This is a genomic window from Okeania sp. SIO2B3 (genome assembly GCF_010672525.1).
Taxonomy (GTDB): Bacteria; Cyanobacteriota; Cyanobacteriia; order Cyanobacteriales; family Microcoleaceae; genus Okeania.
On the sequence record NZ_JAAHGH010000012.1, the window covers coordinates 113,883 to 137,666 of the forward strand.

Consider the following 23,784-nt stretch of genomic DNA (forward strand, 5'->3'; position numbering starts at 1 on the left):
TTCCGAAATAACCAAGAAATTATTTCAGAACTACCTAAATTTTTAATGTAATCTAGTTTAAAATGTGAAAATATAAACTATTGCGAATTAATTAAGGAGAAGATAATGACAGAAATAGGTACTACAGAAGCAGCATTCCTTTTAAATATATCTACAGCCAGACTCAGAGTTCTGCTAAAACAAGGACGGGTTAAAGGAGCGCGAAAAGTTAAAAGATTTTGGATAATTCCTCTAAATGGTCGTGGAATGCCAGAAATCAGTTCTGGTAGCCGAGGACCAGAAGGAACTTGGAATAAAGGACAACGTACAGGCAATACCTTTATTCATGTGCTGCGAAAAGTTATAGATGACAATCGAGATAATGGTACAACCGATCCAGCAATTGCGGTTAAGATAGGGGGACGAAACGATTACTGTCACGAAGTGGAAATATTCGGACCTTGCAAAATTGTATATCATCCCCACAAACCTAACAAAAGTCAGGCAGGGGGAGCGCGCTTATGGATAGAAGTAGAGCCAGAGATTCAAGTTACCCGTAAAATCTTCCAAGATCGAGAAGCAAAAGGTTTTGGCTAATCTCAATTAAGCAGCTAAATCATCATTATTAAATAGCTCAAAAATCTGCCTACAGAAATATTTCAGTTTGGCAGCAGATTCTGTTGTGGGTTGGGTATTTCCCACAAAACGCCAGCCACCCACCGTTGATAATTTCCATTGTTCTCCACGATGATCGTAACCAGCAACTTCTACTCCAATTACACGAGAATAAGCTTCAATAGGATCTTGATATAAACGAATTTGCACCAATAAACAACGACTTTCGAGAGACCGACTTCTACCAGGCAAATGAAAACCAATATCTATAGAATCTGGGTCAACCAACTCCAAAGTATCTGGGTCATTCATCCAGGGCTTGAGATCGACCTTAACATTTGCAAACTGGGACTTAAATAAATTTACAACTGAAGCAATCTTACTAGCTACTTGAAAATTTTTGGCCTGTTCTGCAGCATTCACCATGTATACTCCTCAAGAATAAAATTTCAGATTATTAACTAACTAATTTAAGTAAAAATCAAAAACTGTGATTATTGGGACAATTATTAATAATTTTAGATTTTCTACTTATTTGTTATACCAATTTCATAAAATATTGCTACAGTCACAACGCAGGTAACACCGGTTATGGAAACAGGGAACAGGCAACAGGGAAAGAAAAAAATAATAAACAAAGAGGAAAAAAAGTTTAATTTTTAGAATTTATGGAATTTAGTTTTTTTCTTGTAGGAATAAATCACAAATTAATATGTAACTATCTTTTTTGCATTTGGTATTAAACAGTTAAACAATAGCTTAGAGGGTTTAGACTTGATTGGGGCTAAAATTTTTCGTTTAAGTCCAAATATCAACAGCCAAAAAGAAAATTATTAACCTTTGACTTGACTACTTTCGAATTGATAATGCTAGGATCAAAATAATCAACCTAATTTCTAACATCTTATGCTTCAATATCTTGTGGCTCTTATAGCAACTGCAATTATTGGTTATACAGTTAATTCATCAGTAAAAGTTATTGATGAAGGAGATGAGGCTTTAGTAGAACGCTTAGGTAAGTATAAGCGTACTTTGAAGCCTGGACTTCAATTTGTTTTACCTCTAGTGGAAAAAATAGCTCACGTTGATACCATCCGCGAAAGGGTATTGGATATTGACCCTCAGTCAGTTATTACTAAGGATAATTTGACTTTGAAGGTAGATGCAGTAGTCTACTGGCAGATTATAGAAATAGAGAGAGCGTATTATGCAATTGAAGACGTAGAAAATGCTATTGATAATATTGTTTTAACTTCTCTGCGTTCTGAAATTGGTCGCTTGCCACTTCAAGAAGTTTTATCTACAAAAGATGAAATTGATAAAGCTTTGTTGAAGAAATTGGATGAAGCTACTTCTAGTTGGGGTGTCAAGGTGATTCGTGTCGAGGTTCAAAATATTATTGTTCCTGAAAAAGTGCAAGCAGCGATGGAGTCGGAAAGAGTGGCTTTAAGTGAGAAAAAAGCTATGATTGAACAAGCAGAGGGAGAAAAAAGAGCTGCTATTGCTAAAGCTCAAGGACAAGCAGAGTCTATAGAGGTTCTTTCCAAAATTTTAAATTTGCGCCCAGATAGTCCAGAATTTATGCAATTTCTGATTGCTCAAAGGTATTTAGAAACTAATCAGAAATTAAGTGAAAGTGCTAATTCTAAGGTTCTATTTATGGACCCGAAAGCGATGTCAGAAGCATTAGTTGAATTAGTGGGAGACTCTCCTGATGATTCTCAACTAAATGATCGGCCTATTTCACCATCTAAACTGAAAAAATCTGATTAGTATAATGTCTCATAGATATTGGGATAGGGAATAGAAACAAGGGATAAGAATATTTTTATTATGTTTAATTAAGCGAAATAGGCATAGTACGATTGGCAAATATATCAAGCTTGTAGAGATGTTATTTCGGTAATAATAAAAAATCTAAATATTTTTTACCAACATCTTTAAAAGTAGATTTTTCGTAGCTTTGAATAAGGCAGAATAACTATCATCACCACTTGTTTCTAAACTGTTGATATTTCATCAATTTTCATCAAACTTTTATTAGACTTTAAGTTAGGGTAAATATGTTGAGAAGATTCTTACCGAATCTTGACTATTGGACATAATTTAATAGCCTTTTATATATATAGACATCTCCAGAAAAGAGGGAACAGGAAACAGGGAGAAATAATTGACAATTTATCGATAAGAATTGATTTTTTTTAATTTCTGGAGATGTCTAATACCAATTACCAAAAGTAATCCTATACTTCAGCTAGACTTCAACAGTCAAATATTTACCAAGATTCAAAGTCTGTTTTTGACAATTATTAGTCTGTTAGTAATTATTTTTCCTACTTTTCCTCTCCCCACACCTCATACAGGAACCACATTTACCTACCCAATCAGATATAGCATTCTTTTTGAGAAATGGTATAATAGAAAGAAATTTTTCTTTTCAGATTTTAATTTCAAAATGTTGATAATGTGAGGTGCGCGGGAGACAAAATACTCTCACTACCCAATAAAAACATTTCTAACTAACAGTTAAAACCGCCCGATAGCGCACCTTAATTATCCTTAACTTTTTGCATTGCTTCATTCGCCCGATCAAAAGAAAATACTTCTACTATCGGTTCAATTTTATATTGTGCTGCTACTGATAACATTTCATTCATTATTGCCCGACCTCCAATAGGAAAACCGATAATCCGTCGCCGTTTCATCAACAACTGAAACACAAATAAAGTCAAAGGTGCATCGGGTACACCTACAAATGCCAAAGTACCATCAGAGTCAAGAAATTCAACATAAGCAGACCAATTCAAAGAGATAGATACCGTGCTCAACAAAATATTTAACTGACGCGAAGGCGCTGAAGGATCTTCTCCTTTCTTTGTCACTATTGCTTCATCAGCTCCTAATTCACTAGCAAATTTTGCCTTACCCTCAGAAGTTGTAAATACTGTGACTCGGTTTCCTAATTTGCTAGCAAACTGTACCGCGATATGATCTAAACCACCGACAACTATATACCGATTTCTTGTCCAGAAGTCATTCCAGCAGAACGTAAACCAGAATACACAGTAATACCACCACATAATAGAGGTCCTGCAATTTTAGTATCAATTTCTGGAAGAATAGGGAATGCGAACCGTGAATCTACTGATAAATAATCTGCAAACCCACCTGCTCCAGTAACAATTAATATCATGTCCGGTAGCATCAGTATTGTATAGCTAAGGTAAGGAAGAAGGAAGAAGGAAGAAGGAAGAGGGAAGAGGGAAGAGGGAAGAGGGAAGAAGGAAGAAGTAGGAATGCTTAAGAGCAAGAAAAAAACTTAAATTTCCAGATATTCACCCTTGGGTTTACACAAACGCGCCCCAACGGACATGATATAGTACCTGATTTTGATTGCAGAGATTTTCATTACCTCCCAGACAGTCACGACATTCTAAACAAGCTGATCGCTGCCAACCCACACCAACGCGATCGCTTTTTTGCAGATGTTTGACCTGAGTCCCAACTTCTACTACTTCTCCAATGACTTCATAGCCTGCCACCACGGGATATGTTGATACTCCCCAGTCATGATCAATGATATGTATGTCAGAGTGACAAATACCACAAGCTAAAACTTTGATAATACATCCGTAACCTTGTGGTTGTGATACTTCAAAACTTTAGGGTTCTAGTTTTGCTCCTGCTGTTATTGCTGCTAGTGATTGAATTTGCATACTTGGAGAATTGTTAATTATTGTAAATTGAACAGATGCGGTTTTCATTTCAGTAGACCACAGTAGGGGGCGAATGGCCATTGGCTAACGCAAAGCTGCCGAATGGCGCCCCTACAGGATTTTGGTTATGACGATTTGGTTTATCGGCGTTGGTGAAAAGAGGTATGATATCGTATCCGGAGCAGAGTGCCATAGAACTCTGTTCCGCGCTCCGCAACCAAAAAACTTTCTCTTTCTTCTTCTTTCTTCCCCTCCTGGGAGGGGCGAGGGGTGGGTTGACTCCTGACTCCTGACTCCTGACTCCTGACTCCTGAGTAATTAAGATTAATATCATACACGTGCTTCACCAACGCAGGTTTATCAATCAGCAAAAGCGATATAAGGTATTGATTTCTGTGACTATACTAATATAAATTAAAAGAATCTCTCTAAAGTAAGAAACTGAGGAATATCAATTCTTGCCATCTGGAAGTCACGAGAGATGATTTTGCTCAAAAAATTAACCTTTTTCTTGACTTCCTTCGAGTTAAAATATCTAATACTAAACTAGCTAAAATGCGCTCCTATTCATTAATTGCTCCTGCTAAAATTAATCTGTATCTGGAAATTATAGGCGATCGCCCAGATGGTTATCATGAATTAGCAATGGTTTTGCAAAGCATTAGTCTTGCGGACAGAATAGATATTCGTGCCATTGGAATTGAAAATATTGTGGTTCGATGCGAACATCCCCTGGTTCCTGCTGATGGTGACAATATTGCTTACCGAGCAGCTTCCTTGATCGGTAAACAATTTCCAGATGTATTTGCCAGGTATGGTGGTGTTGAAATTACCATCAATAAGCAGATTCCTGTAGCAGCAGGGTTAGCAGGAGGTTCCACAGATGCAGCAGCGGTATTAGTGGGATTAGATTTAATGTGGGAACTTGGTTTAACTCAGGGAGAGTTGCAAGAGTTGGGGGCACAGTTGGGTTCAGATGTTCCTTTTTGTGTTAGTGGCGGGACAGCATTGGCAACTGGACGTGGCGAAATTCTCTCCCCACTACCAAATTTAGACAGATTGTATGTGGTCTTGGCTAAATACAAGAATCTTTCTATTTCTACACCTTGGAGTTATCGAACTTATCGTCAAGAATTCGGTCATACTTATATTGATGATACTGAAGCTCGGGAAAATAGTATACAAAGAGTACATTCTGGACCAATGGTTTCGGCGATCGCTCACCAAGATAATATAGAGATTGGAAAACTATTGCACAACGATTTAGAAAAGGTGGCTTTACCAGAATATCCACAATTATTAAAATTAAGAGAAGCTTTTGCGTCCCAAAATGTTTTAGGAGCTATGATGTCGGGATCTGGACCTACTATATTTGCTTTGACAGAATCTCTTGCTCAAGCACAGGAAGTTGAGGCCGCAGTAAAAGCAAAAATGGCTGACCCCGGTCTAGAATTCTGGATAGCACAGTTTAACTCTAGTGGCATTACTGTTGCTCATTGAAGAGGGAAGAGAACAGGAGGCAGAAAGTATAGCAATGAGCGCTGGTATATTTACAAATTGCAGGAGGGGCCAAATAGCTAAAAGTCTTATATTATCAGCAATTTATTTCCCCTTCCGGAGCTGTTGCCTGCGCACAGCGCTATAGAAGGAAAATATACTGCTTTAAATTGGCAATTGTTAATAACTATTATACTCTGTTTCTTATTCTTGAAAGTTCTAGAAATATGTATTTTCTTTTGCCAAGTTATCAACTGCTATATTGAATTTTCATTTTTCCCATAATTCTAATATAGCAATAGCTAGAGCGGTGAACTTATGCTGATGATGAATCTTAGACTAGGCAATATTTTTTCCAATTTTGCCTGTTACCTGCTATAGTTACAAACAATTTTTATTCCGACTTCAACCATTCAAAATATATGACAAATTTAAGTCCCAAATCTCAGAAAACATCTGCTTCAAATGTCAATCCTTTACAATGTTTAGCTAGTGCGATAATTGCTGGTGGTTTAGCCACGCTTGCCTATATGTTAATGAAATCTATTTCTGAGACATTTGCTAGTAAGCCTATTATTTCAGATAACGTTTTTGTGGTGAATATTTCGACTGCTGTTCGTGCTTTAGTGGTGGGAGTTACTGCTTTAGCTACTTGTATGTGTGCGATGGTTACTTTAGGTTTAATCGCCTTAGCTATACAAATTATAATTCAGCGATTTACAAATAAAGAAATGCCTCCGAATGAAGGTTGAATAGTAAAAACTTGAGAAATATCTATTTTTTCTTTATTCCTTTTTCCTTAGCAACTTTATAATACCGATACTACCTGACTTAAATATTTGAGAAAACAAATTAAATAGAGAAAGGACTATAGTCCAGAATAAAATATAAAAAGAACTATAGTCCAGAATACAAATTTGTCTTTTATTAATTTATCGTTTTATCCATCGATTTGTTTAGTTCAAAAGGTATAGATAAAATGTCTGAAGACCAACCACAGCAACCAAATTTAGAACAACCTGAAACTGAAGCAGTCTATCAAGAATCAACAGAAACTGCTTCCGTGACACCTGAAAGTCCACCTGAACAACAATCTACTACTGAGGAAAAATCAGTAGTGGACAAACCTAGTCTTGGACAACAGGTTTTAGGATTAGTTCGTTCCTTATTACCAGCGTCCCTAAGTCAAAAGCTTTCTGATGGGTTATTGACGGGGGCGATCGCTAGTATTTTTGTCCTCATTCTGGTAATTATTTTTGTTTCTGTTTCCTCTGGTCAACCTGCTACTGAGGTGGCAGATATTCCTATCTCTGAAGAAATAGAAGAAGCGATCGCCCTGGAAGAGTCTCTACCTCTAAGTGTAGATCCAGAAGTATCTGAAAATTCATTTTATGAAGCTCCTGAATCTGTGGAACCAATTATAGTTGGACCTCCAAAGTTGACACCAGAGCAAATTTTAATTGTGTCAATTCAAAATCAAATTGATGACCTTACTAATCAATATGGTGCTGGAATTATTGAATCTTTAAGAGTTAATTTTCCCAGTAGTTTATTAATTGTTGAACTGAATAATGATTGGTATGACAAAACTGAGGAAGAACAAGATAAATTAGTTAACCAAATGTTTCAAGAAGCACAAGATTTAGACTTTAGTAGCTTACAAGTTATGAACTTTCAAGGTAGAGTTATAGCTCGTAGTTCAGTAATTAATTCTGAGATGATTGTTTTAGAGCGATCGCTTTTGGAAATACCAGGTTAACGAAGTCAGAAGTCATAAGTTAACCCACCCGCGGGTCTCTCCGGTGGAGGGGAGGGGAAGTAGGGGATTTGAGCTTCGCTTTATTTTGATAAAAAAAACTTTCTCCTTTTCTTCCTCTTCTTCCTTCTTCTTACTTCTTTCTTTCCTCCTAACTCCTGATTAGGAAAACTATAGTATCAATTTGACATACTCCCGACGTTGCGCTAACGCGACAACACGGAATTCGTCTCTCAGAAAAAAAAGCTGACTGCTGTTTATACAGAGGTGATGTCCTCCCCCTGTGTTTAGAACAATTAAAATCTATTTATTTGTAATTGTCAATAGCTATCAATGCATATGCTACAATACAATATATATACTACAAAAAGAAAATCCCCGATGAACAACACAGATAACGCCCGGCTTTCCCATACGGCGCTCTCCTCCGGGAGAGCGCGGGACTTCCCGCCGGGGGAGTTAAATTAAAATAGTTTAATTATCCGCAAAATATTTATTTATAGTTGATTCAGCTATTGATAACCAAGGCATTTATACAAAAAGTATATGTAAGCATTTCCTGCGGACTGCTGCGCAAACAGCAGTCCGCCAGCCTCCTATGGTAGGAACTGCGTTATCAGCTATGTGTTATTAACTCATTATCATACTAGAAGGGAATTATCCATCAAGGAGAATCAAAATTCATTAATGAAATTGGCTATAACCTAACCTCAGTTATTGCTTGAATAGTTCATAGATCTGACTGCTGTTTGCGCAGCATTCCGTGGGAAATGCTAATAGCTGAATGCTTACAAGTATATTATTAAAATTTTTTATTTATAGTGGTGCTTTAATTAATATATTGCCATAACCAATAATTTTGTAGTATAATCAAAAATTACAGATAAAAAATCAAGTGTAATTAGAATATTTTATGAATAAAAAAAGCGGTGAAGGATATAAAATAATTAGTGATAATCGCCAAGCTAGATTTAACTATCATATTATTGAAACTTATGAAGCTGGTGTTGCATTACAAGGAACAGAAGTAAAATCAATTCGAGAAGGTAAGGTCAATTTACGAGATGGTTATGCCTTAATCCGTAATAATGAAGCATGGTTACTGAACGTTCATATTTCTCCATACCAAAAAGCAGGAGAATTTTTCAATCACGAACCTCGTCGTAGTAGGAGACTATTGTTACACAAACAAGAAATTCGTAAATTGATTGGTAAGGTAGAACAACAGGGATTAACTTTAGTACCATTGAGGATGTATTTTAAGCGCGGTTGGGTAAAAGTTGATATTGCTTTAGCACAGGGTAAAAAGCTCTATGATAAGCGTGAAACTATTAAACAACGAGACGATAAACGGACTATGCAAAGAGTAATGAAGCAATATTAGAGCCACTACGCGGAAGCTAAAAGTCAATCATTTTTGATTTGTAATTGTTTTAAGACTTTGTAACCAGTTATTTCCGCCATTCTGCACTAGAACTACCAATTTTATCCTTACCTTAGTAAATTTGAAGCTTTAGTTTACTAATACAATAATTAATCATTAATCATTATCTTTCCTGAAAATGGATAGGATTGATGAAAAGGATTTTTTTCTTTATTTCTTATTTAAAGAAGAAGCTTTAAACCTGAATTATTCGGTAAATTGAATAATACTTATTAGTTATATAGAAATAAAATCCGGTTATACAATATCTGTTGATCATTCTATTCACAATTAAATATTCAATCTCCCCATCTCCCCCAACTATATAATTAAGTATTCAACCAGATTTTATATTAGTTAGGAGTTACGCAAATTCACCTTGAAAATGCCATCTATAGGGGCGTTAACGATAGTTATGCGAAGCAAATGGCATTGGCTAACGCCAAGCTCCGCTTTATATGTTGCGGAGCAAAACGCCCTAACTCTATTTAGTGTCTGTGCGTAAGTCCTGTTAGTAGTTATAATTATATTCATATTCATAATTATAAGAGTCTTCAAAATTAGTGGCGACTCTAACACCATTAGGATCGACAGTACATACAAACTTATTTCTTTCTCCATAAACATTTACCCATCCTCGCCACTGCCAACCTTCAGCAGTTTTAGTCACATTCTGAGTAGAAGACCACCGCCCATTACTAGGAATTCCCATTTCATATTGCATAAATTCTTTACAAGAACTTACCACACTAATATTACTTTTATTAATGCGATCGCCACCTTCATAAAAACGATCAGGGAAATAATCAGGATAAGTTTCTTGATGAAAATGTGCTGTTACTTCATTGTTATCAATATTGCAAATAAAACTGCTTCGTTCCCCATCAAATTCTACCCAACCTTGCCATTGCCAACCAGATGTAGATTCAGTTATATTTTCTCTTGAAGACCACCGACTATTACGAGGAATTCCCATTTCGTATTCCATAAATTCTTGACAATAACTGACAACATAGCTGGTATTAGAATTAGCTGGAATGTGATTTTTAATTCCTACTTTTCTACGATTTATATAGTTAGGATAACCAGAACTGTGATAGCCATCATGTTTAAGTTTAATATGACTATTATTACCAACGTCACAGGCTGCTAGAAAAACAACTGTAGCTAAAGTTATTGCTAGATTTTTGTTATTCATTATTCTGTGCTAGAAAATAGAATTTATAATTTATAGTAGCACTAAAGGTGATTTTTAGAGCTGATTTTCTACAATAATCTCAAAATCAGCTAATAGGCGTTTATTTTTAGATTTTCTCTTAAAATTGCCAAGTATTGTTGTAAGCATTTCCTCCGGAATGCTGCGCAAACAGCGGTCAGCTATCAGCTCTTAATTATTCATTGAAATCTGGTGGAAATTAAAAATCAAATCAATTATTATCCATAAATTGTCAATTATTTCTCCTTCCTGTTCCCTATTTTATGGAGATGTCTATTACTCACATTGCTGATAGCTGAGTGCTAATAGCTGAATGCTTACATATTGTTCAAAATTTTTCCCATAAAAGTGAGTTACCAAGGCGTTGAGTTAAAAAATCAATGAAAGTTTTAACTCTTAAGGAATTACGACGATTCGGTAGATAAAGTGCGTAAATACCTGTATCCATATCTATGTGGGGATAGAACTGAAAATCATTAAGTACAGCTTCGAGAAGACCCCCACGGATATCTTCTCCAATTAACCAGGTTGGCATTAAAATCAAACCACCACCATCTAAACAAACTTGCCGAAGGACTTCTGAATTATTTGCTACCAACGAGCCATTAACTTTAACTTCACACACCTCTTTGTCTCGTTTAAATCGCCAAATTTCATAACCAGTGGAGTAGCTAAAGCACAAACAATTATGGTGAACTAAATCTTCAGGATGCTCTGGTTTACCATACTGCTGAAAATAGGCTGGACTGCCACAAACTTTGCGCGTGTATGAGGCGAGTTTGCGGACGATCCAACTAGCGCCAGAGCGTTCAAGATTACCCAAACGAATCACCACATCGAGTTGCTCATCAACAGGATTAGCTAATCCATCACTCAAAGTCAAATTTAGTTGCATTTCAGGATATTGCACGAGAAAATCCCGAACTAGAGGTGCAATGTAGAGTCTGCCAAAAGCTACAGGTAAACTAATTCGCAATAGACCTCGTGGTACTTCATCCTGTTCTGCAACTGAAAGATTAGCTGCTTCTACATCTTGAAGAATTTGCACCACTTTCTCATAATATCTGCGTCCTTGGGGAGTGAGGGTAATACTACGAGTGGAACGGTTGGTTAGTTGGGTATGGAGTAGGGTTTCCAGAGCATTAACTTGGCGAGTAACTGAAGAAACAGCAACTCCTAACTGCCGAGATGCTTCTGAAAAGTTCCCCGTCTCAACTACAAGGGTGAAGGCACGCATGGCCGCCAATTGATCCATAGATTTCTATTTAGGGCTTGCTGATTAAATCTAAAAGCATTGACATATAAAGACAAGTGCCTTTTTGGGTCTGAAATAACTTGGTTTTCAGCTCTTCATGCTCAAAAAGGAGCGTATTTTAGGCGCATAGTTGGGCAGAAAAATCAAGGGACAATTTTTACTCCTACCTCTTCTAAATTCCCATTTCTCCCCTCCACCGGAGGGGGAGGGGCGAGGGGTGGGTTGTCTCCTGTCTCCTGTCTCCTACCCCAGCATTTCCATACGCAAACCCTATTTACAGGTAAATTATTGCGTAAAGTGCAAAACTGTTTGGCATAAAAGCCATATTAACATCTTCTATGAATGGAGTTAAAGTAAAAACATGGTTAGGAAAAGGAAACAAAAACAATTAGGAATTACGCAAAAACACTGTATGTAGTAGTAAAAAACTATAGTGCAACACTATCCATAGGTTTAAAAACTGAAAATGTGTAATTCCCGATCGCCTGGAAATTGCTCACTAAGCTAATTAGGGCTTGCTGATTAAACCTAAAAGCATTGACATATAAAGGTTGAGCGCATTTTTTAGTCAAAAAAAGTCCAAGCTTAATGGTCGTAATGGTTCAAAAAAGAGCGCATTTTAGGGCTTTGTTGCGCAGAATAATCAAGGGATTATTCTTCCTCCTGCCTCCTCTATAATTCCCATTTCTCCTGTCTTCCCCTCCCAGGAGGGGAGGGGGAGGGGCGAGGGGTGGGTTGTCTCCTGTCTCCTACCCTTACCCATAAGACTTTTGAGCGCAAACCCTAATTAAATCAGAACTTACGCAAAGGCACTACATATAGTAGATAAAAACTATAGCACTATGGTATATGTAGCGTTTTTGCCAGAAAAATGCGTAAGTCCTGTAAATTTTTCACCTGAAACTCAGCAAACAATTATTAAAGAGATAAATTATGACTACTAATACACTCCAATTACTCTCTCCTGCTACTTTAGGCGACCTAGAATTAACAAACCGTATGATTCTTGCCCCTTTAACTCGCTGTCGTGCAGGCGATCGCTATGTTCCTCAACCGATGAATGTGACTTATTATGCTCAACGTGCTTCTGCGGGATTAATTATTAGTGAAGCTACTCAGGTTTCTCGTAATGGTTTGGGTTACGCCAATACACCAGGAATTTATAGTCAAGAGCAGATAGAAGGTTGGAAACAGATAACAAAAGCAGTACACGACAAAGGTGGCAAAATATTTTTACAATTGTGGCACGCTGGACGAGTTGCTCATCCAGACTTACTAGAAGAGGGAGACATTCCGATCGCTCCTAGTTCTATTTTGGCTGATTATTTAGCGGATCTTCCCAATGGACAATTCCCCCATGTTACTCCTAGAGAACTCAAACTAGAAGAAATACCTCTGATTATCGAGCAGTTTCGACAAGGGGCAAAAAATGCTCAAGAAGCAGGTTTTGATGGAGTGGAAATTCATGCTGGCAATGGTTATTTACCCGATCAATTTCTCCAAGATAATTCTAATCATCGAACAGATGAATATGGAGGTTCGATAGAAAACCGAGCGCGTTTCCTTCTAGAAATTACTCAAGCAGCAATAGATGTTTGGGGAAAAGAAAGAGTAGGGGTGCGTTTATCTCCTAGTAGTACCTTCAACGATATGCATGATTCTAATCCCGCAGCTACTTTCAATTATGTTGCGCAAGAATTAGACCGCTTGGGGATAGGTTATCTTCACGTTGTTGAACCCCGTATCAAAGGTAATGTAACTGTTGAAGATGATGGTAAAGGTTTGGGAGCAAAATTTTTCCGTCCGCTATTTGGTGGAGCAATTATTACCGCAGGTGGATATACTCGCGACACAGGAGAGGAAGCTCTTCAAAATAACACTGCTGATTTCGTAGCTTATGGTCGTCTGTTTTTAGCGAATCCCGATTTGCCTAAACGCTTTGCTCTAAATGCTGAACTTAACAAATATAATCGTAATACTTTTTATACCAGTGGTGAAGAAGGATATATAGATTATCCCAGTTTGGGTGATGCTTAAAAAAAATTAGCTTTTCTAGTCTAACCAGTGGGGTCATTTCAGTTATCAGTTATCAGTATCTCTGCAATAAAAAGGCTGGCGTTGCTGAATTGAAGTATGAATGCGTGATTGTTTGGTTCTGGTCCATGCCCCCGCGCATTCCCCATTCAACAAAGAGCGAAGTAACATCTGGCTTCCCCCTTTCCAAGGGGGACGGGAGGGGGATTAATAAAGGGGACTTTTAGAGTTTTATTCCCCCCAAAATTGGGGGGCTAGAGGGGCAAAACCATACCCAGAATCAGCAACGCCAAAAATTAATAATTAATTATTACCTCTCCTTGAAAACGGATAGGATTGGCTCAAAGGAAAATTTTTCTTTATTATCCCCTTAAAAGGAGAGGCTTGATAACCACAATTTTTCGGTAAAAAAAGACCTCATTGGTTTCATAATAGTTTTAATTTAAGACCACAACATTTGGAGATAGTAAGCAATGACTCATCTATTTGAACCGCTAAAAATTAGAGAGGTAAGACTTCGCAATCGGATTGGTATGTCACCCATGTGCCAGTATTGGGCAGAAGATGGTTTGGCAAATGATTGGCATCTTGTTCATTTAGGGTCGAGAGCAATTGGAGGAGCGGGACTGGTCGTAATAGAAGATACAGCAGTTTCTCCTGATGGACGAATTAGCCCAGGCGATCTTGGTATCTGGTCAGACGACCATATTAAACCACTGGCTCGTATTACAAATTTTTTATCCATTCACGGCGCTGTACCTGGTATTCAACTGGGTCATGCAGGTCGCAAAGCCAGCTCTTCTCTTCCCTGGGAAGGGGGTAAACCCCGCTCAGAAGGTCGTCATCTTGAGCTTGATGAAGGAGGTTGGGAAATCTTCGCACCCAGTGCCATTCCGTTTGGCGATGAACGCCCTCGAATACCGAAAGAGATGACTATCGAAGATATTGAATCTATTAAGGAAGCTTTTCAATACGGGGCACGACGTGCTTATCAAGCTGGTTTCAAATTTTTGATGCTACACGCTTCTCACGGCTATCTCTTTCAGGAATTTTACTCGCCAATTACCAATCATCGGAATGATGAGTATGGAGGCAGTTTTGAAAATCGGATTCGCTTCCTTCTAGAAGTTGTTCGATTAGTACGTCAAGAATGGCCTGAAACTCTGCCGTTAAGCGTAAGGTTGGCAGCTCAAGATTACATTGAAGGTGGATGGACTCTTGAAGAAGCCATTCAGCTCTCTAAGCTACTCAAAAATGAAGGTGTCGATCTAATCGACAATATGGCGTTTGGAGCGGTTGCAACTGGTGCAAAAGTTCCATTTGGTCCGGCATTTTTAGTCCCGGATGCCACTACTATCAAACAGTCAGCTGAAGTTCTGGTTGGAGCAAGTGCGCTCTCCGATCCTGACAATGGAACACAGCCTGAATTCATTAATGAACAAATAGCCAGTGGGAAGCTCGATTTGATTTTCCTGGGACGTGAGTTGCTGGTGAATCCGTACTGGCCTCAGCAAGCGGCTAAAGCACTAGGGCACACAGATAAAATTACTTTTCCAATTCAATACGCTCACTGGCTCAAGTAGGTGACAACGGAGATATAGCAGGCAACAGGCAACAGGCAACAGGCAACAGTGGGAAAAGCATACGGTTCATCATCTATGTCAAACACCAAGAAGAAAACTTTCTGCCTTCTGCCCTCTGCCTTCCTTCCACCAAAGAATAAGTATTCAAGGGGACATGATATCATTGCAGAATAGTTTTTAGGAAAAAGAGCGATCGTGGTAAATTTTTCGAGCTTTATTTCAGAATTATGAAGTTGGCATAACGTCGTCTAATAGCAGTTTTAAATTTGGAAATAAATCAGAATAAATTGCCTCACCCAAGCGATATTGTTGCTGTTGATAAACACCATTAACTAACTGGCAAATTGTGAAAGTAGGTTGTTTAGGATTACCAATAAATTGTAAACCACCTAATCCTCTAAAATCGATAATCCAATATTCTGTGATATTTAAAAAAGCATATTCTTCTACTTTTCTGGCATAATCATCTTGCCAATTTGTACTAACTACTTCAGCAACAAGTTTAATAGTACTACCATTACAAATTACAGGTTCTTTTTGCCAAAGAGGTTCTTTAGTTAGTTCGATTTTATCTAATACTATTACATCAGGTCGTAGTGCTGTAGCTTCAGTATATAGGGGTTTGATTAGACAATTTTTAGGAATTAACCAATTAAAATTATTACGAAAAATTTCGACATAAATTCTACCAGCAATACTCCCGGCAACAGCTTCGTGAGGGCCTGTGGGTTCCATGTCTCTTAATTCTCCGTCAATTAGTTCATAACGTGTATTATCCCCGTATTGGGCAATAAATTCTTCAAAGCTAAGTTGTTTGGATGAGGTATAAGTCATTTCAGTTATCAGTTATCAGTTATCAGTTATCAGTCTGTATGCAGCAACATTAGTTTTTCAAGTTCGAGGGATATCAATGCATAAGTTTGCCCATTTTTATTAGCAAATTCCACTTCAAAAGCTTTTCCTTGCTCGTAATTTTCTACTACAGTTCCTACTTGACCTCTAGGTAATATTATTTCTTTATAAGTCATAAATTGTGGAATTTTCATATTCTCTGTTAAAGCTACAATATCATGTAACTTGATGTCATTCATTCGTTTTATCTCTATTAATCAATTGGATAAACTGTCGTTAAACGTAGATAATTTTCATTAATTGGTTGCCTTTGAGTCTGGCGATCGACAAACTCACACTCGGAAATTTCAGTATTAATTTTAGGTCTTCCGCGATCTTCAATACTATTGGTATTGCCAGTGGCGGAAGATTGGCCCTTATGATTAATTTCTAAATGGCGAAAAGGTAAAGCTTTCAAATAAGGCCAAAGAGAAAACTTATTTGGGATTGCTGATTTAAGGAATAGCTGGTAAAGTTTATGATATTATATATAAGCAAGACATAATTTTGATTGGTGATGCTCAAAATATAATGTCGTTTCTTCAGGGTTAAATCTATCTATGCATTTTCTATTTTTGGAGCTTGATAAAATGTGCTAGTAATTTAGGCTACAATCACGGGCGCATTATTATCAGTAATCAATATATTTTTTTGATTTTCATTTATTGATTTAGCAAAAGTAAGTACTATGGCTAACAATAAATCAGAAAATCGGAATATTCACATGGGTAGTGGTGACTACCGTGAAACTAATATTCAAGACCAGGGAACCTATATCGAACATCAGTACAAGGGTGATCAGTAGTAACCGAACGAAATCGTACGTTAAGGCTGAAATCCTTGCTATAGATGAGTTTTAGCTACTAAAAATTTAGGTGGATTTCACAACCCATAAACTTCAGAAGTGCAGTGTCTACAAATTAATCAGGGTTTAAAGAATTCTTACACATGAATGGCTAAAAAGCATATATGGTGGTTGTTTTACTTGCTTTTGCGTGCCAAGTGCGCCATCACTCTCCCAACCTCTGAAAGCTTCAATAATATCTAAATTGCCCTCTATAACAACTTCGCTATATTTACACCTACATAGGAGATCTTACTTTCATGAAAAGCTCAATTATTCACCAGTTCTCTGCAACAATAGCTGCCGTGATGGTTACATTTACAGGAGGCATCCATCCAGCCCTGGGACAAACAACAGCTTCTAGGCAATCCATGTACGAGGCTGGTGTAAATCTAAGAAGACGTTTAAGTGCTGAGGGATATGACCTGATTAGTCTACAAGATGTCCCAATGTACCACAGTTTCATGCGTGCTTACACAACACAAACTGTTTTTGTAGATGTTAAGCAAACCGGCAGTTATATTCTCTTAGTGGGAGGTGACAACGATACACAAGACTTAGATATTACACTGCAAGGTATTGGTTCTGATTCGACTCGTGCAAGTACAGGGTTTATCAAATTCAATGTATACAGGCCTGGTCGATTTTTCTACGATATCAAAATGCTAGGATGTCGCACCAAAAATTGTGGAGTCTTTGCTGTTCTTTTAAAGTCAGACTAACTAATGGAAATTACAGCGGTTTTCATTTGGGTAGACAACAGTAGGGACTAACCATGTTTAGTCTCTACAAGGTGCAAAACTAGGGAAGTTAGTATTTATTGCCAATTTATTTTATAACCCTTTCAATACAAGGCTTTTAAATCTTTGCCTAGAAAGGTATGTTATACCTTGTATGAACTATTTCTAATGAATAGTGAAAGCTGAAATGTCGTAAATTCGTTACCTAGTTTGTGATTGCAGATAACTTGGCACTTAATTACAGTTACAGGACTTACGCCAATTAAACTTAAAACTTGTATGAGGTAAATCAATGATCGATTCAAGTAATTTCGATGCTATTCCTGCTGATATAGAAATGTATGAAGCCAGATTGCTTAAATCTCGTAATGATATTGAAAGTTTTAAGAAGCTTTCGGACGGATTATTACTTGGAACAATTGGTGTAGATGCTTTTATCGGAATTATACCTGTTGTGGGTGGAATCTATACTGGATTTGCTGGACTTTGGATGTTGATGCAAGCCAGTCGCGTACATGCTTCCTTCGGCGATATGTTTCTAATAGTATTTCTATCTGTGATTGATATTCTCATTGGTATTTTTGTTGGAGTGGGTGATGTTTTAGATGCGTTCTTCAGAATTCATGCTTGGTTTGGTGGACGACTTATTGAGCATATTGATATGCAGCTTACATTGATTAAAAAGGCAAAAAATCGTGCCAGTCAAAGTCATAATCCTGATTTTACAGCTTTGAGAGATATTCTTTTTCGAGGTGGAAAAACTAAGCAGCAACAAATTATCATTTATATTGTTACTGCTGTTGTACTTTTGGGTGGATTAGCTACGTGTTCTTACATGGATTATCAGCATAAGTCTTTGCGCCAGAATAAAATAGAAGCGTGTCAACAGCGGAATGGCTGGTTTTGTGAGTGGCGATATTAAGAAGACATAATCTGTTGTATAAATTCTCTGATTCTGAGAGGTAAAATGCCGATACAAATTTACAGTTTCCTGATGTTTTAACTCATTTTTATCGTGCAGAGTTAACCATCCCCATATATCTACAAACAGTTTTATTTGTGTTAGTCTACACTGGACTCTAACTCATTTTCTTCCTCAACTCTCTTAGCATTTTACTGCTACCCATCGTTAATACCTGGTTGACTAAATTAGGAATTAATTCTAAAATAGGTAAATTGGGAAAAGTAGGACTGATAGATGATTCTACATATAATCCATCGGTAAAAACCTGAATCGTGAATTTTTCTTCAGTATAAATCCATAATTCCGGAACTGCTAAAGCTTCATAAGCATCAAGAGTAGTTTTGGATGTGACATCTACCTCAATAGCTAAATCTGGAGGTGGATCTACAGTCAGATCTATCCTCATTCGAGAGCGCATTTTTTGAGCGTTTTGGATATAAAAACAAGTATCAGGTTCTAGACCGACTTTTTTAGCTTTTTTCCTAAAGGTTGTTGAACCGAACTCTTCCCAGTCTCGCTCTTGACTATCCAGCAATACTTTCACAATATCACTAATAATTCGGTGCGGTCGTTCGTGAGCAGGAAGAGGAGACATAATGGTTAAAGTTTCTTGACTGTAAGCGACTCGTGTCTTGATTCCGTTAGCTTCTTTTTCTTCTAGAAATGCTTCAAACTGTTCCCAGGTTAAGTCATTTAGGGTAATGAGACTACCTGGGTGAAGCTCAATTTTGTTAATAGGTATGGTGACTGTCATTTCAGTTATAGCGCTACGCGCTAGGGAACAGGGAACAGGGGACTTTTAAAGGCTTTTCCTACGGAATGCTGCGCAAACGGGATTTAGAAATGTCCTAACCTTACAGCAGTTTTCATGTAGATAGAACACATTAGGGACGTTCCATGGAACGTCCCTACAAGGTTTTGATGGTGACGATGTGGTTCATTTGTCTGAAAAGCGCTGTAATTCTTAGTGCTATATCAATTATACCAATTTCATCAGCACGACTTACGCAAAGCAACCAAGAAACCGGGTTTATGGTCATGGTATTGTGGTTCAAACCACTAAATTTCCTTGATAAACCCGGTTTATTAACGCACTCTAAAAGTTTTACTACTTAATCACAGGCGCACGCATCAACAACTCAGACTCATCATTCAATGCCACTTCCCCAGATTCTATCAACGTTGGTACAGCATCTCGCAACCGCGCTGTCAACTGTACTGTCGTCGCATCATAAATCTGAGTCACAATCTTGGGATACAAACCAATACCAATAATTGGCACCAACAAACAACCGATAATAAATACCTCACGGGGTTCGGCATCCTTGAGTACTTCGTGTTCTACCAACTCCTTATTCTCAGGACCGTATAAAATCTCCCGCAACATTGACAACAGATAAATTGGAGTCAAAATCACTCCCACTGCAGCCAAGAATATTGCCAACACTTTGAAAGTTGGATTATAAGCATCACTGGTGGCAAAACCAATAAATATCATCACCTCTGCCACAAACCCACTCATTCCAGGTAACGCCAAAGAAGCCATCGAACAAGTCGTCCACATCGCGAACACTTTCTTCATCTTCTTACCGACACCACCCATTTCATCCAATATTAAAGTATGGGTACGGTCATAAGTAGCTCCCACCAAGAAGAATAAACTCGCCCCAATTAAACCGTGGGAAATCATTTGCAGTACAGCTCCACTCATACCAATATTGGTAAATGAAGCCATACCAATCAACACAAAACCCATGTGAGAAATCGAAGAATAGGCAATTTTCCGCTTCAAGTTCCGTTGGGCAAAGGAAGTCAAAGCGGCATAGACAATATTGACAACCCCCAAAATTACCAAAATAGGAGCAAATACTGCATGAGCATCAGGTAACATTCCTGCATTCATCCGCAACAGAGCGTAACCACCCATTTTCAACAGAATTCCTGCTAGCAACATATGAGCAGGTGCAGTTGCTTCCCCGTGAGCATCAGGCAACCAGGTATGTAATGGAAAAATTGGCAACTTTACAGCATAAGCAATCAAAAATGCTCCATATAATAAGAGTTGCAAATTCAGAGCATAATCTTTCGCAGCAACCGCCCTCATATCAAAAGTAACAGTATCGCCATAAAACGCCATTGTTAACGCTGCTATCAAAATAAACAGCGAACCACCTGCGGTATAAAGAATAAACTTAGTTGCTGCATACAACCGTTTTTTACCACCCCAGATGGAGAGAATTAAGTAAACTGGTACTAATTCTAATTCCCAAACCAGGAAAAATAGCAACATATCCTGCACGGCAAACACAGCTATTTGACCGCCGTACATTAACAACATCAAGAAATAAAATAGCTTTGGCTTAAAAGTTACAGGCCACGCTGCCATAATTGCCAGAGTTGTGATAAACCCAGTCAGGATAATTAATGGCATGGATAAACCATCAGCTCCCACTGACCAATTTAAGTCTAATTGTGGCACCCAAGCATAACTTTCTACCAGTTGAAGCTCGGGGTTACTCGTGTCATATCCAGTACAGAAGGCAGTAACAATAACAGCAAAATCAATTAATCCAATAATTAAGGCGTACCACCTTACCGTTTTGCCGTCTTTATCCGGAATAATCGGAATTAGTAACGATGCAACTACTGGAAATAGGATGATTATAGTCAACCAAGGAAAATTAGCCATAAATATCAAATCTCACTTTTAAAATGTTTGAAGAAGAAAGAAGAAAGAAGGAAGAAGGAAGAAGGAAGAAGGAAGAAGGAAGAAGAAAAAATATTACTCGAAATTCTTAATTTTCTGTTCCCTGTTCCTTCAGGGCTGTTTCATTCTAAATTTTTCCGTTTCTCTCAAAGCCTGACAGGGAGACAGTTATGGACAGTTCTACTTCTTTTGGTGAAAAGCCAACTTTTAATCATAAATTAAAAGCCTCCATCCCCGTGCCTCCGTGTCTGGTGCGTCTCCGTGTCTATCGAGAATGAAACTGCTCTGTCTGTTCCCTATTCACTCTAAACGCCAGAAAAGACTACTAAACCCAACACCGCTACAAATACAATGAGGGCATAAAACTGAGCGCGACCATTTTCTAAATATTTCAAACCTTCCCCAGTCAGAAGTGTAATAAAACCTGTTAAATTAACAGCTCCATCAACCACTTTGTAATCTACTTCCAACACTTGACGTGCTAAACGACGACTACCTTTAACAAATAGAAAGTCATTGAGGTCGTCTAGATACCACTTGTTGAGAGAGAAATTGTAAAGAGGTTTGATTTTTTCAGCGATCGCACCAGGGTCAATTTTACGACTCAAGTACATCAGGGAAGCAAAGGTAATACCAATTAAAGCAATACCAACAGAGTTACCTGCCATAATCAAAAATTCAGTCAGGTCAAACTCAGCTAGTCCCTCTAGCACCTCTGTCAAAGATTCCCCTGGTGCATAGATAAATTGCTCAAAATAATTAGCAAAAGGCGTTCCTAACAAACCAATAATCATTGAAGGAATCGCTAAAACCATCAATGGTAGAGTCATGCTAATAGGAGACTCATGGGGAGAGTCACTATGATGACCGTGGTCATGGTCATGGTCATCATGGCCGTGTTCTAATTCTTTCGGGTCCATAGCACCTGGTCCGAAAGCCACCGATGGGGTCATCTCGGCTTTGTCACCTGTAGAGTTTGCAGCCATTAATTGCTGTTTAATCTGCTCATCATTACCCCGGAATTCTCCCTCAAAAGTAGAGAAATACATCCGGAACATATAAAAAGCAGTCATTCCAGCAGTTGCCCAACCAATAAACCACAAAGCGGGGTTTGCTCCAAAAGCACTGCCCAGAATTTCATCCTTTGACCAAAAACCAGCAAAAGGAGGGATACCGCAAATTGCCAGAGTACCAATTAAAAAGCAAGCAGAAGTAACAGGCATATATTTGCGCAGTCCGCCCATCAACCGCATATCTTGTGCCAAAACTGGGTTATGACCGACAACAACTTCCATACCATGAATAACTGAACCGGAACACAAAAACAACATGGCTTTGAAATAAGCGTGGGTCATTAGGTGAAAAAGTCCGGCGCTATAAGCTCCCACACCCATTGCCATGACCATATATCCCAATTGGGAAATAGTGGAATAGGCAAGACCCTTTTTAATGTCATTTTGAGTAATGGCGATCGTTGCTCCAAGAAAAGCCGTGAAAGCTCCTGTCCAAGCAATAATATTCATTACTACTGGCAGATGTTCAAATACTGGATACATCCGCGCAACTAGAAAAACCCCAGCAGCTACCATTGTCGCTGCGTGGATTAAAGCAGAAATTGGAGTAGGGCCTTCCATCGCATCTGGTAACCAGACGTGCAATGGGAATTGAGCCGACTTGGCCGCAGGTCCTAAAAAGACCAAAACACCAAACAGGGTAGCTAAACCAGCACTCAGAGCGCCTGTTTCTACCAGTTGTTCTAGACGAACGCCCATTACCTCAAATTCAAAGCTACCAGTCGCCCAGTAAATTCCGAGCATCCCTAGTAGCAGACCAAAGTCACCGACGCGGTTGGTCACAAAAGCTTTTTGACAGGCATCTGCTGCTGCTTTCCGGTCGTACCAGAAACCTATTAGTAGGTAGGAAGATACACCCACCAGTTCCCAAAAGATATAAACCTGGACGAGGTTTGGAGAGACAACTAGACCTAACATTGAGGAGCTAAATAAGCTCAAGTAGGCATAAAAGCGTACATAACCGGGGTCGTGAGCCATGTAACCATCTGTATAGACCATTACCAAAAAGGCAACAGTAGTTACAATGACTAACATTAGGGCAGTCAGATGGTCGATGGTGTAGCCCATACTGAGTCTAAAGTCACCTGCTGCTGCCCACTCAAACATTTGAGTATAAGTTTCATGGCCATTAATTTGACTCCAGAGTATGGCAAAGGAGAGAACCATTGCAGTTCCTAACAGGGAGACAATGAATATTGCAGATCCCCGTCGCAAATTACTTGTGCCTTGACTATAGGATATTAGTCCCAGGCCGACTACCATTGCTCCAAGTAGGGGCAATAATGGAATCAGCCAGGCATATTGATAAAGGGCTTCCATAGTTTATGGTTACTTTATAATTCTTAATGTAGACAAAACTAATAAGCATTACTTTACAACGTAAAAACTGAAAACTAATCAACACAATTTTTTTTTAACAATGGAAATAATCTCCTGAGAGTAAAAGCTATGGTTCGAGAGTGAACTAAGTTGGTAAATTTTCCCGTTTGT

25 protein-coding genes are annotated in these 23,784 nt (G+C 38.2%); 11 read left to right on the top strand and 14 right to left on the bottom strand.

What is annotated here, in order from left to right; translation table 11 throughout:
• Positions 1 to 105: 105 nt before the first annotated feature.
• The gene (locus F6K15_RS13450) at positions 106 to 576 is read left to right on the top strand and encodes a DNA-binding protein (RefSeq protein ID WP_293061532.1); all 471 of its coding nucleotides are present in this window, start codon (positions 106 to 108) and stop codon (positions 574 to 576) included.
• Between the two features lie 6 nt (positions 577 to 582).
• Here F6K15_RS13450 and F6K15_RS13455 read toward each other — a convergent pair whose 3' ends face one another.
• Positions 583 to 1,017, bottom strand: a complete 435-nt coding sequence (locus F6K15_RS13455; RefSeq protein ID WP_293061562.1) for a hypothetical protein — start codon at positions 1,015 to 1,017, stop codon at positions 583 to 585.
• A 483-nt stretch (positions 1,018 to 1,500) separates the two neighbouring features.
• Here F6K15_RS13455 and F6K15_RS13460 point away from each other — a divergent pair, with 483 nt between their 5' ends.
• A complete protein-coding gene (locus tag F6K15_RS13460; protein ID WP_293061534.1) occupies positions 1,501 to 2,367 on the top strand; it encodes an SPFH domain-containing protein in 867 nt (288 codons plus the stop codon).
• A 776-nt stretch (positions 2,368 to 3,143) separates the two neighbouring features.
• Here the strand turns inward: F6K15_RS13460 and F6K15_RS13465 are convergent.
• The 4 genes from F6K15_RS13465 to F6K15_RS13480 form a co-directional block, all read right to left on the bottom strand.
• On the bottom strand, positions 3,144 to 3,674 hold the full coding sequence (locus F6K15_RS13465) for a zinc-binding dehydrogenase (protein ID WP_293061535.1): 531 nt from the start codon (positions 3,672 to 3,674) through the stop codon (positions 3,144 to 3,146).
• Positions 3,602 to 3,787 (bottom strand): hypothetical protein, encoded by a 186-nt coding sequence (locus F6K15_RS13470; RefSeq protein ID WP_293061536.1) that lies wholly within the window; start codon positions 3,785 to 3,787, stop codon positions 3,602 to 3,604. The genes F6K15_RS13465 and F6K15_RS13470 overlap by 73 nt, the downstream gene beginning before the upstream one ends.
• Before the next feature lie 154 nt (positions 3,788 to 3,941).
• A complete protein-coding gene (locus F6K15_RS13475; RefSeq protein ID WP_363267911.1) occupies positions 3,942 to 4,220 on the bottom strand; it encodes an alcohol dehydrogenase catalytic domain-containing protein in 279 nt (92 codons plus the stop codon).
• Between the two features lie 139 nt (positions 4,221 to 4,359).
• Positions 4,360 to 4,644: a hypothetical protein gene (locus F6K15_RS13480; protein WP_293061537.1), complete on the bottom strand. Its 285-nt coding sequence runs from the start codon at positions 4,642 to 4,644 to the stop codon at positions 4,360 to 4,362.
• 221 nt (positions 4,645 to 4,865) lie between these two features.
• Here F6K15_RS13480 and ispE point away from each other — a divergent pair, with 221 nt between their 5' ends.
• From ispE to smpB, 4 genes are all read left to right on the top strand, one after another.
• Positions 4,866 to 5,810 (top strand): 4-(cytidine 5'-diphospho)-2-C-methyl-D-erythritol kinase, encoded by a 945-nt coding sequence (gene ispE, locus F6K15_RS13485; RefSeq protein WP_293061538.1) that lies wholly within the window; start codon positions 4,866 to 4,868, stop codon positions 5,808 to 5,810.
• A gap of 419 nt (positions 5,811 to 6,229) precedes the next feature.
• Positions 6,230 to 6,559 carry a DUF3082 domain-containing protein gene (locus F6K15_RS13490; RefSeq protein WP_293061539.1) on the top strand — a complete coding sequence of 110 codons (330 nt, stop codon included), beginning with the start codon at positions 6,230 to 6,232 and terminating at the stop codon, positions 6,557 to 6,559.
• 227 nt (positions 6,560 to 6,786) lie between these two features.
• On the top strand, positions 6,787 to 7,566 hold the full coding sequence (locus F6K15_RS13495; protein ID WP_293061540.1) for a hypothetical protein: 780 nt from the start codon (positions 6,787 to 6,789) through the stop codon (positions 7,564 to 7,566).
• Between the two features lie 910 nt (positions 7,567 to 8,476).
• Positions 8,477 to 8,947: an SsrA-binding protein SmpB gene (gene smpB / locus F6K15_RS13500; RefSeq protein ID WP_287241787.1), complete on the top strand. Its 471-nt coding sequence runs from the start codon at positions 8,477 to 8,479 to the stop codon at positions 8,945 to 8,947.
• A gap of 550 nt (positions 8,948 to 9,497) precedes the next feature.
• Here the strand turns inward: smpB and F6K15_RS13505 are convergent.
• Both F6K15_RS13505 and F6K15_RS13510 read right to left on the bottom strand, forming a co-directional pair.
• Entirely contained in the window at positions 9,498 to 10,184 is a 687-nt protein-coding gene (locus F6K15_RS13505) for a hypothetical protein (RefSeq protein WP_293061541.1), read from the bottom strand.
• 346 nt (positions 10,185 to 10,530) lie between these two features.
• Entirely contained in the window at positions 10,531 to 11,457 is a 927-nt protein-coding gene (locus tag F6K15_RS13510; RefSeq protein WP_293061542.1) for a LysR family transcriptional regulator, read from the bottom strand.
• A gap of 933 nt (positions 11,458 to 12,390) precedes the next feature.
• Between F6K15_RS13510 and F6K15_RS13515 the strand changes: the two genes are divergently transcribed.
• A complete protein-coding gene (locus F6K15_RS13515) occupies positions 12,391 to 13,494 on the top strand; it encodes an alkene reductase (protein ID WP_293061543.1) in 1,104 nt (367 codons plus the stop codon).
• A gap of 470 nt (positions 13,495 to 13,964) precedes the next feature.
• Positions 13,965 to 15,074: an NADH:flavin oxidoreductase/NADH oxidase gene (locus tag F6K15_RS13520; protein ID WP_293061544.1), complete on the top strand. Its 1,110-nt coding sequence runs from the start codon at positions 13,965 to 13,967 to the stop codon at positions 15,072 to 15,074.
• Here F6K15_RS13520 and F6K15_RS13525 read toward each other — a convergent pair.
• The 4 genes from F6K15_RS13525 to F6K15_RS13540 all read right to left on the bottom strand — a co-directional run bounded on the left by F6K15_RS13525 (position 15,059) and on the right by F6K15_RS13540 (position 16,383).
• The gene (locus F6K15_RS13525) at positions 15,059 to 15,238 is read right to left on the bottom strand and encodes a hypothetical protein (RefSeq protein ID WP_293061546.1); all 180 of its coding nucleotides are present in this window, start codon (positions 15,236 to 15,238) and stop codon (positions 15,059 to 15,061) included. The genes F6K15_RS13520 and F6K15_RS13525 overlap by 16 nt on opposite strands.
• Positions 15,239 to 15,299: 61 nt before the next feature.
• Positions 15,300 to 15,908 carry a Uma2 family endonuclease gene (locus tag F6K15_RS13530; protein WP_293061547.1) on the bottom strand — a complete coding sequence of 203 codons (609 nt, stop codon included), beginning with the start codon at positions 15,906 to 15,908 and terminating at the stop codon, positions 15,300 to 15,302.
• Positions 15,909 to 15,937: 29 nt separating this feature from the next.
• The gene (locus F6K15_RS13535; RefSeq protein WP_293061548.1) at positions 15,938 to 16,165 is read right to left on the bottom strand and encodes a DUF4926 domain-containing protein; all 228 of its coding nucleotides are present in this window, start codon (positions 16,163 to 16,165) and stop codon (positions 15,938 to 15,940) included.
• A gap of 14 nt (positions 16,166 to 16,179) precedes the next feature.
• A complete protein-coding gene (locus tag F6K15_RS13540; RefSeq protein ID WP_287289099.1) occupies positions 16,180 to 16,383 on the bottom strand; it encodes a hypothetical protein in 204 nt (67 codons plus the stop codon).
• A gap of 797 nt (positions 16,384 to 17,180) precedes the next feature.
• On the opposite strand from F6K15_RS13540, the gene F6K15_RS13545 reads away from it, so the two are divergent.
• Both F6K15_RS13545 and F6K15_RS13550 read left to right on the top strand, forming a co-directional pair.
• Entirely contained in the window at positions 17,181 to 17,531 is a 351-nt protein-coding gene (locus tag F6K15_RS13545) for a hypothetical protein (RefSeq protein ID WP_293061551.1), read from the top strand.
• Positions 17,532 to 17,841: 310 nt separating this feature from the next.
• Positions 17,842 to 18,471 carry a DUF4112 domain-containing protein gene (locus tag F6K15_RS13550; protein WP_293061553.1) on the top strand — a complete coding sequence of 210 codons (630 nt, stop codon included), beginning with the start codon at positions 17,842 to 17,844 and terminating at the stop codon, positions 18,469 to 18,471.
• Positions 18,472 to 18,628: 157 nt separating this feature from the next.
• Here the strand turns inward: F6K15_RS13550 and F6K15_RS13555 are convergent, their stop codons facing one another.
• Both F6K15_RS13555 and F6K15_RS13560 read right to left on the bottom strand, forming a co-directional pair.
• Positions 18,629 to 19,267: a Uma2 family endonuclease gene (locus tag F6K15_RS13555; RefSeq protein ID WP_293061555.1), complete on the bottom strand. Its 639-nt coding sequence runs from the start codon at positions 19,265 to 19,267 to the stop codon at positions 18,629 to 18,631.
• A gap of 354 nt (positions 19,268 to 19,621) precedes the next feature.
• Positions 19,622 to 21,202, bottom strand: a complete 1,581-nt coding sequence (locus F6K15_RS13560) for an NAD(P)H-quinone oxidoreductase subunit 4 (RefSeq protein WP_293061557.1) — start codon at positions 21,200 to 21,202, stop codon at positions 19,622 to 19,624.
• A gap of 27 nt (positions 21,203 to 21,229) precedes the next feature.
• Between F6K15_RS13560 and F6K15_RS13565 the strand changes: the two genes are divergently transcribed.
• On the top strand, positions 21,230 to 21,442 hold the full coding sequence (locus F6K15_RS13565; RefSeq protein ID WP_293061559.1) for a hypothetical protein: 213 nt from the start codon (positions 21,230 to 21,232) through the stop codon (positions 21,440 to 21,442).
• Between the two features lie 83 nt (positions 21,443 to 21,525).
• On the opposite strand, the gene F6K15_RS13570 is transcribed toward F6K15_RS13565, so the two are convergent.
• Positions 21,526 to 23,613 (bottom strand): NAD(P)H-quinone oxidoreductase subunit 5, encoded by a 2,088-nt coding sequence (locus tag F6K15_RS13570; RefSeq protein WP_293061561.1) that lies wholly within the window; start codon positions 23,611 to 23,613, stop codon positions 21,526 to 21,528.
• Between the last annotated feature and the right edge of the window lie 171 nt (positions 23,614 to 23,784).

Excerpts from the sequence above, each read along its gene's own strand:
- F6K15_RS13490 (WP_293061539.1), top strand. The coding sequence starts at position 6,230 with ATGACAAATTTAAGTCCCAAATCTCAGAAAACATCTGCTTCAAATGTC.
- F6K15_RS13525 (WP_293061546.1), bottom strand. The coding sequence starts at position 15,238 with ATGATATCATGTCCCCTTGAATACTTATTCTTTGGTGGAAGGAAGGCA.
- F6K15_RS13535 (WP_293061548.1), bottom strand. The coding sequence starts at position 16,165 with ATGAATGACATCAAGTTACATGATATTGTAGCTTTAACAGAGAATATG.
- F6K15_RS13560 (WP_293061557.1), bottom strand. The coding sequence starts at position 21,202 with ATGGCTAATTTTCCTTGGTTGACTATAATCATCCTATTTCCAGTAGTT.
- F6K15_RS13480 (WP_293061537.1), bottom strand. The coding sequence starts at position 4,644 with ATGATATTAATCTTAATTACTCAGGAGTCAGGAGTCAGGAGTCAGGAG.
- F6K15_RS13470 (WP_293061536.1), bottom strand. The coding sequence starts at position 3,787 with ATGATATTAATTGTTACTGGAGCAGGTGGGTTTGCAGATTATTTATCA.
- F6K15_RS13570 (WP_293061561.1), bottom strand. The coding sequence starts at position 23,613 with ATGGAAGCCCTTTATCAATATGCCTGGCTGATTCCATTATTGCCCCTA.
- F6K15_RS13550 (WP_293061553.1), top strand. The coding sequence starts at position 17,842 with ATGATCGATTCAAGTAATTTCGATGCTATTCCTGCTGATATAGAAATG.
- F6K15_RS13515 (WP_293061543.1), top strand. The coding sequence starts at position 12,391 with ATGACTACTAATACACTCCAATTACTCTCTCCTGCTACTTTAGGCGAC.
- F6K15_RS13460 (WP_293061534.1), top strand. The coding sequence starts at position 1,501 with ATGCTTCAATATCTTGTGGCTCTTATAGCAACTGCAATTATTGGTTAT.
- F6K15_RS13545 (WP_293061551.1), top strand. The coding sequence starts at position 17,181 with ATGTACGAGGCTGGTGTAAATCTAAGAAGACGTTTAAGTGCTGAGGGA.
- F6K15_RS13505 (WP_293061541.1), bottom strand. The coding sequence starts at position 10,184 with ATGAATAACAAAAATCTAGCAATAACTTTAGCTACAGTTGTTTTTCTA.
- ispE (WP_293061538.1), top strand. The coding sequence starts at position 4,866 with ATGCGCTCCTATTCATTAATTGCTCCTGCTAAAATTAATCTGTATCTG.
- F6K15_RS13555 (WP_293061555.1), bottom strand. The coding sequence starts at position 19,267 with ATGACAGTCACCATACCTATTAACAAAATTGAGCTTCACCCAGGTAGT.
- F6K15_RS13465 (WP_293061535.1), bottom strand. The coding sequence starts at position 3,674 with ATGTGGTGGTATTACTGTGTATTCTGGTTTACGTTCTGCTGGAATGAC.
- F6K15_RS13495 (WP_293061540.1), top strand. The coding sequence starts at position 6,787 with ATGTCTGAAGACCAACCACAGCAACCAAATTTAGAACAACCTGAAACT.
- F6K15_RS13520 (WP_293061544.1), top strand. The coding sequence starts at position 13,965 with ATGACTCATCTATTTGAACCGCTAAAAATTAGAGAGGTAAGACTTCGC.
- F6K15_RS13530 (WP_293061547.1), bottom strand. The coding sequence starts at position 15,908 with ATGACTTATACCTCATCCAAACAACTTAGCTTTGAAGAATTTATTGCC.
- smpB (WP_287241787.1), top strand. The coding sequence starts at position 8,477 with ATGAATAAAAAAAGCGGTGAAGGATATAAAATAATTAGTGATAATCGC.
- F6K15_RS13510 (WP_293061542.1), bottom strand. The coding sequence starts at position 11,457 with ATGGATCAATTGGCGGCCATGCGTGCCTTCACCCTTGTAGTTGAGACG.
- F6K15_RS13450 (WP_293061532.1), top strand. The coding sequence starts at position 106 with ATGACAGAAATAGGTACTACAGAAGCAGCATTCCTTTTAAATATATCT.